Here is a 12097-nt window from a genome sequence, read left to right on the forward strand (position 1 = left end):
TCAGACCCCCGCGAGAGAATGAAGTTGTTCAGGGCGCACCCTCAAGGTGCGTACCTGGCACGACACTTGGGGGTCCTGCCATGGCATTCCGTCATCTCAACGAGCTCCCGCTGGGCGACAAGGTCTTCCGGATCGAACTCGCCAGCGACGACGACCGCGAGGTCACCCTCACCCTGACCGGCTGGCGCGAGGGGGCGGCCGCCGCGCCGCTCGCCTCGGGCAAGCTCCGCCTTCCGGTCGAGGACGTCGCCTCGCTGCGGATCGCGCTCAACCGCGCGCTGCGGGCGCTGGCGATCGTCGCCGACGTCTCCGAGCCCATCCCCGACCGCGACGTGCTGCGCGAGCTGTACCCCGGCCACGGCGCCCCCTGGGTGCCGCAGCACGAGGAGGAGCTGGTCCGGCGCTTCCACGACGGCGAGACCGTCGCCCGGATCGCCGCCCGCTTCGGCCGCACCCCCGACTCCGTCCGGACCAAGCTGCGCGAGCTCGGGCACGACCCGCGCCGCCCCGAGTTCTGCCCGCCCGACGGCTGCCTGTCCTGGTCCCGCTACGCCTCGCCGGCCCTGCTCGGCGCGGCGGTCCCGGGTCAGCAGGCGGGCTCCGAGGCGAGCTGACCACCCGAGCGCGTGACCGTGGCCCGGCGGGGGCGTCTGCGCCGGGCCACGGGGGTTCGGCGTGAGCGCGGTGCGGTGAGCGGGATAGCGTGGTCGGGCAGCGACGAAAGGACCTTCCACCACCATGACCCGCGTGATCGCCGGGTCGGCCGGCGGCCGCCGGCTGGCCGTACCGCCCGGCCGGGGCACCCGTCCGACCTCCGACAAGGCCCGGGAGGCGATGTTCTCCACGCTGGAGGCGTTCCGCGGCACCCTGCACGGGGCCCGGATGCTGGACCTGTTCGGCGGGTCCGGCGCGGTCGGGCTGGAGGCGCTGTCGCGCGGCGCCGAGCACGTCCTGCTGGTCGAGGCGGACGGCCAGGCGGCCCGGGTGATCCGGGAGAACGTCCGGACGATCGGCCTGCCGGGCGCAGAGGTGCGGGCCGCCAAGGCGGAGAAGGTGATCGCCGGGCCGCCCCCGCAGACCCCCTACGACCTGGTCTTCCTCGACCCGCCGTACGCCGTGACGGACGAGGAGTTGCGCGAGATGCTGATCACACTGTCGGCCGGGGGCTGGCTCGCGGAGGACGCACTCGTCACCGTGGAGCGCAGCACCCGTGGCGGCGAGTTCGGCTGGCCCGAGGGCTTCGAGGTGCTGCGCTCGCGCCGCTACGGCGAGGGCACGCTCTGGTACGGTCGCGCCGCCGCCGAGGCCAGCGATCACGAGTAGCGGGCCGCGGCCCGCAGCAGCCGTCACCCCACGAGGGAGCACACACGCCATGCGCCGAGCCGTCTGCCCCGGTTCGTTCGACCCGATCCACAACGGCCACCTCGAAATCATCGAGCGGGCCTCGAAGCTCTACGACGTGGTGCATGTCGCGGTCCTCATCAACCGGAACAAGCAGGGCATGTTCACCGTCGAGGAGCGGATCGGCCTGATCGAGGAGGTCACCGCCCAGTTCGGGAACGTGGTGGTCGAGTCGCACCACGGCCTGCTGGTGGACTTCTGCCGGGAGCGCGGCATCCCCGCGATCATCAAGGGCCTGCGCGCGGTCAGCGACTTCGACTACGAGCTGCAGATGGCCCAGATGAACCACGGTCTGACCGGTGTGGAGACGCTGTTCCTGCCGACCTCTCCGACGTACAGCTTCCTCTCCTCGACGCTGGTCAAGGAGGTCGCCTCGTACGGCGGCGACGTCTCGCACCTGCTGCCCGAGACGGTGCACCGCCGGCTGGTCGAGCGGATCGCGGAGCGCAGGGCCGAGCAGTAGGGCCAGGCGGCGGAGTTCGTCCTTTTCTGCCGGTTCGTCATGGCTTGTCCGATGTCCGGAGGCCGGATCGGCTCGGGCGTTGTGACCGCGCCCCGGGGTGGCCGTACAGTCTGTATTCCTGCCCTGCGGTGAGGTCCACCGCGCCGGGCCTGCCTCCGCCGGACCGTCGGCGGCACACGGAAAGACGAAGCCCCGTGGACGTGCAGAACAAGGTCGACGAGATCGTGGCGGCGGTCGAGAACGCCCGCTCGATGCCGATGTCGGCCTCCTGCGTGGTGAACCGGGCCGAACTGATCGGCCTGCTCAACGACCTCAAGGCGGCCCTGCCCGCCGAACTCGCCCAGGCCCAGTCGGTGATGGCCGACCACGAGCAGGTGGTGGCCGGCGCCCAGGCCGAGGCGGACCGGATCATCCAGGGCGCGCACGCCGAGCGCGGTTCGCTGATCTCCGACACCGAGGTGGTCCGCCGGGCCCAGGCCGAGGCCGACCGGATCCTGGCCGAGGCCCGCGCCGAGATCGACGCCCAGCGCGCCGAGGCCGACGACTACGTGGACAGCAAGCTCGCCAACTTCGAGGTCGTGCTGACCAAGACGCTCGGCGCGGTCGGCCGCGGCCGGACCAAGCTGCGCGGCGACTCCGGCGCCTTCGAGGCCGAGGGCGAGACCGACGGCGAGGAGTTCCAGCCGCAGCGGAGCACCCCGAGCCCCGAGGTCGACGAGTACGTCGACGTGAAGCTCGCCACCCTGGAGAACGTGCTCAGCGCCACCCTGGAGGCGGTCGGCAAGGGCCGCGACAAGCTGCTCGGCAAGAAGCCCATCGACGACCTGGGTGCCTACCTGGCCGCCGCCGACGAGGCCCAGCAGGCCAAGGAGCGCGCCGAGGCGGTGGCCGCCGGCTTCGCCGCGGAGGCCGACGCCGACGGCGCCGACCTCGCCTGGTACCGCGAGGACGTCCCGCAGCAGCAGACCTGGCCCGAACAGGCCCCGGCCGCGGCAGGCTGGCAGGCCCCCGGGGCCGACCAGTACGCGCCGGCCGCCCAGCACCAGGACGGCCGGCCCCACGACGCCGGGCAGCACCAGACCGGGCAGCACCAGGCCGGACAGTACGCCGAGGTGTACGGCGGCGGCTTCGACCCGGCCGTCCAGAGTGACCCGTACAACACCCAGTGGGGCCACCAGCAGGGCGGCTACCCCCAGCAGCAGCCCCACTACGAGGGCCAGCAGCACCAGCAGCACCAGGGCCAGCAGCAGGGCGCCTACGGCTATCAGCAGCAGCAGGACGGCTACGCGGCCCAGCCGTACGACGGTTACCACTACCCGCAGCAGCCCGCCCTGCCCCCGGCCGTGCCGCACCAGCAGCAAGGTCTGGACGAGACCAGCTTCTTCGACACCAGCATGATCGACATGACCCGGCTGCGGGAGCTCGGCGGCCGCTGAACAGCCCCGGGACGACCGGGCGGGAGTCTCCTGACGGGACCGAAGTTGGGCCTGGCGGGAGACTCCGGTAGTCTGACCACTCCGGCATCCCCATGTCCGGCTGTCGGCTTGCCCGCGCAAGGTCGACCGGTGACGGGGGCCACAGCGTTGATTCCTATGGAAGTCAGGACACCTTGAACCGCCTCGACCACCGCGACCCCCTCGTGTTCGACACGCACGAGCTGGGCCGTCGTCCGGGCGCGATGCGCAAGGTGAGCCGGACCCTGGAGGCCCCCGAGGGCTTCGGGATCATCGACGTGATCGGCGTCCCGGAGAAGAGCCCGATCGAGCTGGAGCTCCGCCTGGAGTCCGTGGTCGAGGGCGTGCTGGTCACCGGCACCGCCGACGCCCACGTCGAGGGCGAGTGCGTCCGGTGCCTGGAGCCCGTCGAGTTCGACATCGACGTGGACTTCCAGGAGCTGTACTACTACCCGGAGTCCGACGAGCGTCACCGCGCCCGGACCTCCGGGACCGAGGACCTCGACGAGGACTCGGAAGAAGAGACTTACCGTCTGGAGGGCGACTTCTTCGACCTCCAGCCGGTGCTGCGTGACGCGGTGGTGCTCGCACTGCCGCTGCAGCCGGTGTGCCAGGAAGACTGCCTGGGTCTGTGCTCCGAGTGCGGAGCGCGCCTGAGTGACGACCCGGCGCACCACCACAACGCCGTCGACCCCCGGTGGGCGGCTCTGCAGGGACTCTCCGCCGATTCCGGCGACGAGGCCCGTGGCGAAGCCGCTGATCTGCGGCGGGGAATCAAGAACAGCGACACCCGTGAGGGTCTCGCCGAGAACCAGGAGAAGTAGCCGTGGCTGTTCCGAAGCGGAAGATGTCGCGCAGCAACACGCGCCACCGCCGGTCCAACTGGAAGGCCGTCGTTCCGGCCCTCGTGGCGTGCGACCGCTGCCACGAGCCGAAGCTGGGCCACATCGCGTGCCCGAGCTGCGGCACGTACAACCGTCGCCAGGTCCTCTCGGTCTGATCGGCGGGGTGCACGGATCGATGTCGGACGGTAACTCCACCCGCAAGGCGTCCTCTGCCTCGAAGGGTTCTTCGGGCAGCGGCAAGGCCGGCGGGCCGGCTTCGACCGAATACGACGTCCTGGAAGGGCGCCTCGGGTACACACTTGAGCGCGCCCTTCTGGTACGTGCCCTGACCCACCGCTCGTACGCGTACGAGAACGGGGGTCTGCCCACCAACGAGCGCCTGGAGTTCCTCGGCGACTCGGTGCTGGGCCTGGTGGTGACCGACACCCTCTACCGCGTCCACCCGGACGTCCCGGAGGGCACGCTCGCCAAGCTGCGCGCCGCGGTGGTCAACTCCCGCGCGCTCGCTGACGTCGGCCGGGGCCTGGACCTCGGCGCGTTCATCCGGCTCGGCAAGGGCGAGGAGGGCACCGGCGGCCGCGACAAGTCGTCGATCCTCGCCGACACCGTCGAGGCCGTGATCGGGGCCATCTACCTGGACCGCGGTCTGGAGGCGGCCACCGAGTTCGTCCACCGGCTGTTCGACCCGCTGATCGAGGAGTCCTCTCAGCTGGGCGCCGGCCTGGACTGGAAGACCAGCCTCCAGGAGCTCACCGCCTCGGTGGGCATCGGGGTGCCCGAGTACGTGGTCATGGAGTCCGGTCCGGACCACGAGAAGACCTTCACCGCAGCTGCCCGGGTGGCCGGCGAGGACTTCGGCAGCGGCGTCGGCCGCTCGAAGAAGGAAGCCGAGCAGAAGGCCGCCGAGAGCGCCTGGCGTGCGATCAAGGAGAAGTACGCCGACCGGCTGCCCGCAGGCGCCTGACGGCGAAGTAGCCTTCACTCCTGCCGATCCCCTTCGAAGCAGGAGGCCCCTTCCCGTGCCCGAACTCCCCGAGGTCGAAGTCGTCCGCCGCGGTCTGGCGAACTGGGTCACCGGGCGGACCGTCGGCGACGTCCAGGTGCTGCACCCGCGCGCGGTGCGCCGCCAGCCGGCCGGCGCGGCCGACTTCACGGCGCGGCTGACCGGCACCACCCTCGGCACCGCGCAGCGCCGCGGCAAGTACCTCTGGGTGCCGCTGAGCGGCACCGGCACGGGCTTCTCGCTGATCGGCCACCTCGGGATGAGCGGCCAACTCCTCGTCCAGGACCCGACGGCGGCGGACGAGACCCATCTGCGGGTCCGGCTGCGCTTCACCGACGGCGGGCGCGAGCTGCGCTTCGTCGACCAGCGGACCTTCGGCGGTCTGGCCGTCGAGGAGGCCGAGGAGGGCGACCCGGAGGGCACGCCCGTCTCCATCGCGCACATCGCCCGCGACCCGCTCGACCCCCGCTTCGACGACGCCGCCTTCGTGGCCGCGCTGCGCGCCAGGCGCACCACCGTCAAGCGCGCGCTGCTCGACCAGACCCTGATCAGCGGCGTCGGCAACATCTACGCCGACGAGGCGCTGTGGCGCTCCGGGCTGCACTACGACCGCCCGACCGCGACCGTCACCCGCCCGCAGGCAGCGCTGCTGCTGGCCAACGCCCGGGACGTGATGACGGCGGCGCTGGCCGTGGGCGGCACCAGCTTCGACAGCCTGTACGTCAACGTGAACGGCGAGAGCGGCTACTTCTCCCGGGACCTCGACGCCTACGGCCGGGAGCACGAGCCCTGCCGCCGCTGCGGAACCGCGATCCGGCGGGCTGCCTGGATGAACCGTTCCAGCTACTTCTGCCCCCGCTGCCAGCGCGTGCCGCGGCTGCGCAGCGGGGGCTGAGGGCCGCGCTACTTGCGGGCGAGCTCCGGGTGTTCGGCGGAGGCCTCGCCCGGGGCGCCGTGCTCGCTCTGGCCGAAGTAGGCGACGCCGACCGCCGAGACCACCGCGAGCAGGAAGCCGGCCACGCCGAGCCAGCCCAGGCCGGCCTTGGAGGAGTCGCCGAGCCAGAGCACGCCGACCGCGCCGGGAAGCACCGTCTCGCCGACCACCAGCGCGGCGGTGGCGCCGTTGACCGAGCCGATCTGCAGCGCCACGGTGTGGATGTACATGCCGCCGAGGCCGCCGACCAGGACCGCGTACAGGGCGGGGTCGGAGAGCAGCGTGCCGAGCTGGAACGGGTCGAGGCCGTTCAGGATCCGCACGCCGACGCCCAGGCCGCCGAAGCCGAGGCCGGAGAGCAGACCGGCGACGATCGCGCCCTTGGAGCCCATCCGGCGCACCAGCAGGCTGCCGCCGGCCAGCAGCACGGTGGTGATGATCAGCAGGCCCCAGTGGAAGGCCGTCGAGGCGTGGTGACCGCCCTCGGGGCCGGCCGAGACGGCCAGCAGCACCAGGGCCGAGCAGAGCACGCCGATCGAGGCCCACTCCAGCTGCCTGAGCCGGATGCCCAGCAACTTGATGCTCAGCACCGCGGTGATCACCAGGTTGGCGCTGATGATGGTCTGGGAGAGGAACAGCGGCAGCAGCCGCGCGGCCAGCGCGCCGAGTCCGAAGCCGATCAGGTCGAGCACCGTGCCGAGGATGAACTCCCAGGTGACGGCGGCCTTGGCGGTGGAGGACAGGCTCGGCCCGCCGTGCTCGGTGGTCGAGGTGGTGGCGCCCCTGGCCTCCTCCTCCCGGGCCGAGCGGCGGGATCCGACGGCCTGCAGGACCGAGCCGGTGCCGTAGCAGGCGGATGCCGCCACGGCCGTGACGAGGCCGATGATCACCGAGCGCTCCGATCGGGTGTTGGGTCAAGAAAAGGTCATGGGACCAGCGGTCCGGGACCAGTGTGCCCGTTCTCGCGGTAGCGTCGGGACGCCCCCTCGGGCTGCCCCGCCGCGCCCCGGGCCGCCCCGGGCCCGCCGGGACGTACGTCCGGCCGCCACCCGCGGTTCCCGCGGTCCGACGGTCTCAGGGTCCACTCGGGGAAATCTCATCCGCGAGAAGGGGAGCCGCCCCGGCGGACGGCGGGGAATCTTGTCATAACCAGTATGCGAAGGGTATGCCGTGCTCCGTGGCCGGTCACGGTAGCGTCGGGGGTTATGAGAACCCTTGCACGACGTTCCCGGGGCGCCGGGCCACTTGCCCTGGTGGCGGCGCTGCTCGGGCTGCTGCTCCTCCTGGCGCCTGCGGCCTCCGCCGCCGGCGGCCTGAGCGACGCGGCGGCCACGCTGAAGAAGGGCCAGGTCTACGTCGCCCCGACGATGCAGGACCGGTTCAGTCAGGCCCAGGCGGACGCGCTGACCAAGAAGATCGAGAAGGCCGACAAGCCGATCTTCATCGCGGTCGTCCCCGACGCCGCCAACAAGGACACCGTCCTCACGGACCTGCGCACCCTGGTGGGCATCGACGGCGTCTACGGCGTCTGGCGGGGCACCAGCGGCTTCATGGCCCGCTCCGACCGCGGCGCGATGGCCGCCGGCGCCGCGGACCGGATCGGGGGCGCCGTCGCCCGTGCCGACAAGGGCGACATCAACGCCACCCTGAACGACTTCGTCGACCAGGCCGCCCCGCAGACCAAGGGCACCGGGGTCAACCACAGCACCTCGATCGCCTGGGTGATCATCCCGGTCGTGCTGGTGGCGCTGGCCGGTGCCGGTGTCTTCTTCCTCTTCCGCCGCGCCAAGAAGCGCAAGGAGGAGCAGGCCCGCGCCGAGCTGGAGCAGCTGCGCCGCGTGGTGGACGAGGACATCACCGCGTTCGGCGTGGAGCTGGAGCGGCTCGACTTCAACCCGGGCGCGGCCGACGCGGACGACGCCCAGCGCACCGACTACAGCCACGCCCTGGACTCGTACGAGAAGTCCAAGCGGCTGATGGCCGAGGCCAGGAAGCCCGAGGACGTCAAGCAGGTCACCGAGGCGATCGAGGACGGCCGCTTCCAGCTGGCCACCCTGGCGGCCCGGCGCGAGAAGCGCCCGCTGCCCGAGCGACGTCCCCCGTGCTTCATGGACCCGCGCCACGGCCCGTCCGTCAAGGACGTCGACTGGGCCCCGGCCGGCGGTTCCGCCCGTCCCGTCCCGGTCTGCCAGGCCGACGCGGACCGGGTGGCGGCCGGCCTCGACCCGGCGGTGCGCACCGTCGACACCGAGTACGGCCCGCAGCCGTACTGGAACGCCGGCCCGGCCTACGCGCCGTACGCGGGCGGCTACTACAGCGGCTTCGGTGGCGGCGGTCTGCTCCCGGGCCTGCTGGTCGGCACCGTGCTCGGTTCGATGATGAGCAGCCCGGCCTACGCGGCGGCGCCGATGATGGAGGGCGGCCACGGCGGCCACGGCGGCTACCAGGACCAGTACGAGGGCGGCGACTACACCGGGGCCGACTTCAACGCCGCGGACTTCGGCGGCAGCGACTGGAGTGGCGGTGGCGACTTCGGCGGCGGTGGCGACGACTGGTGATCCGCTGATCCGAGCCTGATCCTCGGCCCCGCCGGTTCTTCCGGCGGGGCCGTTCGCGTCCCCGGTGCGGGGCCGGGCGATGGGTTCGAGGAGCCGATCCGGTGACCCTGGTGCACACCCCGGGCCGGACGGTCGAGGGCCCGGTGGGGCTGTGACCGGTCCCGCGGCCGGTTAGGGTCGGGGGCATGCACGGTCGCGATGCCCACAGTGATGAACCGGTCCGGGTGACCGCCTGGGTCCGGGGGAAGGTCCAGCAGGTCGGGTTCCGCTGGTGGACCAGGGCGCGGGCGCTGGAGATCGGCCTGACCGGCTACGCGAGCAACCTCGGCGACGGCCGGGTGCAGGTGGTGGCCGAGGGCCTGGCCGCCGACTGCGAGCTGCTGCTGGCCCTGCTGCGCGGCCCCGACACGCCCGGTGCGGTGAGCGGTGTGACCGAGATCTGGACCGCCGTCGGCGCTGGTTACGAGGGCTTCGAGATCCGCTGAGCCCCGGTTTCCCGGCCCCGCGCCGCGGTCCCGAGGAAATGATCGGCAACCGTCGGTGTCATACGGTTGCCATTCGGGCAGACTCGTGGTTGACTCCGCATCGAACGATGATCCACGAGCACGTGGTGGACCAGGGCCCGAGACCCCCAGGCGTGACGACACCGCCGGGCAGGTGACAGGGGCGCGGTAGCGTGCGGTGATCGTGTTGACCCGTACCGTCTTTGGTGAGACGCTTGAAGCCCGCGCACACGATCGCGTTTCCCGGTAGGCGCATGCCCTCGTGAGCCCAGCTCACGGTGGTTGTGCCGTAGTGCCCAGCCAGCACTTCCGGTGCGCGCCGCGCGTGCGTCCCCCTTCCCCCTAGACCTGTACCGTTCCGGTTCGGTCACTCAGCGTGGAGGACCATTCATCATGGCAAAGGCGCTTCTCGGGTACGTCGGCGGCCCCGACCCGCGAATGCTCTCCGAGATGCGACGGCTTCAGCAGCGCGTTCAGGACCTTGAAGCCGAGCTCCTTCGGATGCAGGCTGAGAACGACGCTCTGACCGCTGTCGCTGGCGAGCACTCGCTGCTCAACAGCATCGATCTCGATCACCGGGAGCCGGCTCTCACCTGAGCCCCGCCCCCGGTCTCGCAGATCGACGCCGCTGTGCACTGAGCCGCCCCGAAAGGGACGCAGCTTTGCAAGGGACGCCCTGATGTGGCGTCCCTTCGTCGTGTCGGACTCCGGATACAGTCGGTTCCCGTCCTGAGCGATTGAGGAGACCGGCCGCGTGCACCTGAAGAGTCTGACGCTGCGCGGATTCAAGTCCTTCGCCTCCAGCACCACCCTGCGCTTCGAGCCCGGCATCACCTGCGTGGTCGGGCCGAACGGCTCCGGCAAGTCCAACGTGGTGGACGCGCTGTCCTGGGTGATGGGCGAGCAGGGGGCCAAGTCGCTGCGCGGCGGCAAGATGGAGGACGTCATCTTCGCCGGGACCAGCGGGCGCGCCCCGCTCGGCCGGGCCGAGGTCAGCCTCACCATCGACAACGGCGACGGCGCCCTGCCGATCGACTACGCCGAGGTGACGATCACCCGGACCATGTTCCGCAACGGCGGCAGTGAGTACGCGCTCAACGGCGAGACCTGCCGACTGCTGGACATCCAGGAACTGCTCTCCGACTCCGGCATCGGCCGCGAGATGCACGTCATCGTCGGACAGGGCCAGCTCGACTCCGTCCTGCACGCCGACCCGATGGGCCGGCGCGCCTTCATCGAGGAGGCGGCCGGCGTCCTCAAGCACCGCAAGCGCAAGGAGAAGGCGCTGCGGAAGCTGGACGCGATGCAGGCCAACCTCAACCGCGTCCAGGACCTGGTGGCCGAACTGCGCCGCCAGCTCGGACCGCTCGGCCGGCAGGCCCGGATCGCCCGCCGCGCCGCCGGCATCCAGGCCGACCTGCGCGACGCCCGGCTGAGGCTGCTCGCCGACGACCTGCTCACCCTCCGCCGGGCCGTCGAGGCCGAGGTCGCCGACGAACTCGCGCTGCGGCTGCGCCGGACCACCGTCGAACAGGAACTGGCCCGCGCGGTGCAGCACGAACGGGTCCTGGAGGCGCAGGTCCAGCAGCTCGGCCCGAGCCTGGAGACCGCCCGGCAGACCTGGTACCGGCTCTCCGCGCTCGCCGAACGCACCCGCGGCACGATCGGTCTCGCCGAGGCCCGGGCCCGGCACGCCGTCGCCGGGGGCGCGGCCGAGGAGCGGCGCGGCCGGGACCCGGAGGAGCTGGAACGGGAGGCCGAGCGGGTCCGCGAGGAGGAGGCCGCGCTCGCCGAGGCGCTGGAGGAGGCCCAGTACGCGCTGGCCGAGGCGGTCGAACGCAAGAGCGAGCTGGAACGCGGGCTGGCCGCCGAGGAACGCCGGCTGCGGGACGCCGCCCGGGCCATCGCGGACCGCCGCGAGGGCCTGGCCCGGCTGCAGGGGCAGGCCGCCGCCGCCCGCCTCCGGGCCGGCTCGGCCGAGGCCGAGATCGGCCGGCTCACCGACGCCAGGGACGAGGCGCTGCTGCGCGCCGAGGCCGCGCAGGGCGAACTGGACGAGCTCCAGCAGCAGGTGGACGGCCTGGCCGGGGAGGACGAACAGGCCGAGGCCGGGCACCGGCAGGCCCGGGCCCGGCTGGCCGAGGTCGAACGGGAGCTGGCCGCCGCCCGGGACGCGGCCGGGGCGGCCGAGCGCGAGCGGGCCGGACTGACCGCGCGGCACGAGGCGCTCTCGCTCGGGCTGCGCCGCAAGGACGGCACCGGCGCGCTGCTGGACGCCGGGGAACGGCTGACCGGGCTGCTCGGCCCGGCCGCCGCGCTGCTGCGGATCGAGACCGGCTACGAGGTGCCGCTCGCCGCCGCGCTCGGGGCGGTCGCCGACGCGGTGGCCGTCGACTCACCGGACGCAGCCGCGGCGGCACTGCGGCTGCTGCGAGCCCAGGACGCCGGGCGGGCCGCGCTGTTGGTCGCAGGCGCCCCGGAAGCCCCCCGCGTCGACCGCCAGTTGCCCGACTGGGCCCGCTGGGCCGCCGAACTGGTGGACGGCCCGGCCGAGTTGCTCGCCGCCGTACGCGACCGGCTGGCCGGGGTGGCGGTGGTGGCCGACCTGGACCACGCGCTGCGGCTGGTCACCGAACGCCCCGAACTGTCCGCCGTCACCGCCGATGGCGACCGGCTCGGTGCCGGCTTCGCCCAGGGCGGCTCCGCCGGTGCGCCCAGCCTGCTGGAGACCCGGGCGGCGGTGGACCAGACGGCCCGGGCGATCGACGAACTCGCCCACCGCTGCGCCGAGTCGGCCGAACGGCTGGCCGAACTCACCGAACAGCGCCGGGAGTCGGCGGCCGAGGTCGAGCGACTCGGCGAGCTGCGGCGGCAGGCGGAGAAGGACCGGGCCCAGGTCGCCGGCGCCCTCGGCCGGCTCGGCGGGCAGGCCCGCG

The 12097-nt window shown here is 72.6% G+C and carries 13 protein-coding genes; 12 read left to right on the plus strand and 1 reads right to left on the minus strand.

The annotated features are described in order from the left end of the window. The first annotated feature begins 80 nt into the window (after positions 1-80). The 8 genes from HS99_RS32405 (at position 81) to mutM (ending at position 6061) form a co-directional block, all read left to right on the plus strand. Positions 81-614, plus strand: a complete 534-nt coding sequence (locus HS99_RS32405) for a hypothetical protein (RefSeq protein ID WP_030288025.1) — start codon at positions 81-83, stop codon at positions 612-614. 124 nt (positions 615-738) lie between these two features. Next, positions 739-1323, plus strand: coding sequence for a 16S rRNA (guanine(966)-N(2))-methyltransferase RsmD (gene rsmD / locus HS99_RS32410; protein ID WP_030288024.1), 585 nt, complete (start codon positions 739-741; stop codon positions 1321-1323). A 49-nt stretch (positions 1324-1372) separates the two neighbouring features. After that, positions 1373-1864 (plus strand): pantetheine-phosphate adenylyltransferase, encoded by a 492-nt coding sequence (gene coaD, locus HS99_RS32415; protein ID WP_030288023.1) that lies wholly within the window; start codon positions 1373-1375, stop codon positions 1862-1864. 194 nt (positions 1865-2058) lie between these two features. Beyond that, on the plus strand, positions 2059-3300 hold the full coding sequence (locus HS99_RS32420; RefSeq protein WP_030554875.1) for a F0F1 ATP synthase subunit B: 1242 nt from the start codon (positions 2059-2061) through the stop codon (positions 3298-3300). A gap of 173 nt (positions 3301-3473) precedes the next feature. Next, on the plus strand, positions 3474-4142 hold the full coding sequence (locus HS99_RS32425; RefSeq protein WP_030288020.1) for a YceD family protein: 669 nt from the start codon (positions 3474-3476) through the stop codon (positions 4140-4142). A 2-nt stretch (positions 4143-4144) separates the two neighbouring features. Then, positions 4145-4318, plus strand: coding sequence for a 50S ribosomal protein L32 (rpmF, locus tag HS99_RS32430; protein ID WP_030056747.1), 174 nt, complete (start codon positions 4145-4147; stop codon positions 4316-4318). Positions 4319-4338: 20 nt separating this feature from the next. Beyond that, on the plus strand, positions 4339-5127 hold the full coding sequence (gene rnc / locus HS99_RS32435) for a ribonuclease III (protein WP_033354224.1): 789 nt from the start codon (positions 4339-4341) through the stop codon (positions 5125-5127). Positions 5128-5182: 55 nt separating this feature from the next. Then, the gene (gene mutM, locus HS99_RS32440; RefSeq protein WP_030288015.1) at positions 5183-6061 is read left to right on the plus strand and encodes a bifunctional DNA-formamidopyrimidine glycosylase/DNA-(apurinic or apyrimidinic site) lyase; all 879 of its coding nucleotides are present in this window, start codon (positions 5183-5185) and stop codon (positions 6059-6061) included. Positions 6062-6069: 8 nt separating this feature from the next. On the opposite strand, the gene HS99_RS32445 is transcribed toward mutM, so the two are convergent. After that, on the minus strand, positions 6070-6990 hold the full coding sequence (locus HS99_RS32445) for a DMT family transporter (protein ID WP_030288013.1): 921 nt from the start codon (positions 6988-6990) through the stop codon (positions 6070-6072). A gap of 315 nt (positions 6991-7305) precedes the next feature. Between HS99_RS32445 and HS99_RS32450 the strand changes: the two genes are divergently transcribed. From HS99_RS32450 to HS99_RS32465, 4 genes are all read left to right on the plus strand, one after another. After that, positions 7306-8658: a DUF4381 domain-containing protein gene (locus HS99_RS32450; RefSeq protein WP_030554873.1), complete on the plus strand. Its 1353-nt coding sequence runs from the start codon at positions 7306-7308 to the stop codon at positions 8656-8658. 185 nt (positions 8659-8843) lie between these two features. Continuing rightward, the gene (locus tag HS99_RS32455) at positions 8844-9143 is read left to right on the plus strand and encodes an acylphosphatase (RefSeq protein ID WP_030288010.1); all 300 of its coding nucleotides are present in this window, start codon (positions 8844-8846) and stop codon (positions 9141-9143) included. 411 nt (positions 9144-9554) lie between these two features. After that, positions 9555-9758 (plus strand): hypothetical protein, encoded by a 204-nt coding sequence (locus HS99_RS32460; protein WP_030288008.1) that lies wholly within the window; start codon positions 9555-9557, stop codon positions 9756-9758. Positions 9759-9915: 157 nt separating this feature from the next. Next, positions 9916-12097: chromosome segregation SMC family protein (locus tag HS99_RS32465; RefSeq protein ID WP_170066679.1), on the plus strand; the 2182-nt coding region annotated here is incomplete at its 3' end.

This window comes from Kitasatospora aureofaciens (assembly GCF_001188955.3).
GTDB classification, from domain to species: Bacteria; Actinomycetota; Actinomycetes; order Streptomycetales; family Streptomycetaceae; genus Kitasatospora; species Kitasatospora aureofaciens.

Coding starts and splice junctions, on each gene's coding strand:
- HS99_RS32455 (WP_030288010.1), top strand. CDS start 8,844: ATGCACGGTCGCGATGCCCACAGTGATGAACCGGTCCGGGTGACCGCC.
- HS99_RS32450 (WP_030554873.1), top strand. CDS start 7,306: ATGAGAACCCTTGCACGACGTTCCCGGGGCGCCGGGCCACTTGCCCTG.
- HS99_RS32405 (WP_030288025.1), top strand. CDS start 81: ATGGCATTCCGTCATCTCAACGAGCTCCCGCTGGGCGACAAGGTCTTC.
- rnc (WP_033354224.1), top strand. CDS start 4,339: ATGTCGGACGGTAACTCCACCCGCAAGGCGTCCTCTGCCTCGAAGGGT.
- HS99_RS32460 (WP_030288008.1), top strand. CDS start 9,555: ATGGCAAAGGCGCTTCTCGGGTACGTCGGCGGCCCCGACCCGCGAATG.
- coaD (WP_030288023.1), top strand. CDS start 1,373: ATGCGCCGAGCCGTCTGCCCCGGTTCGTTCGACCCGATCCACAACGGC.
- rsmD (WP_030288024.1), top strand. CDS start 739: ATGACCCGCGTGATCGCCGGGTCGGCCGGCGGCCGCCGGCTGGCCGTA.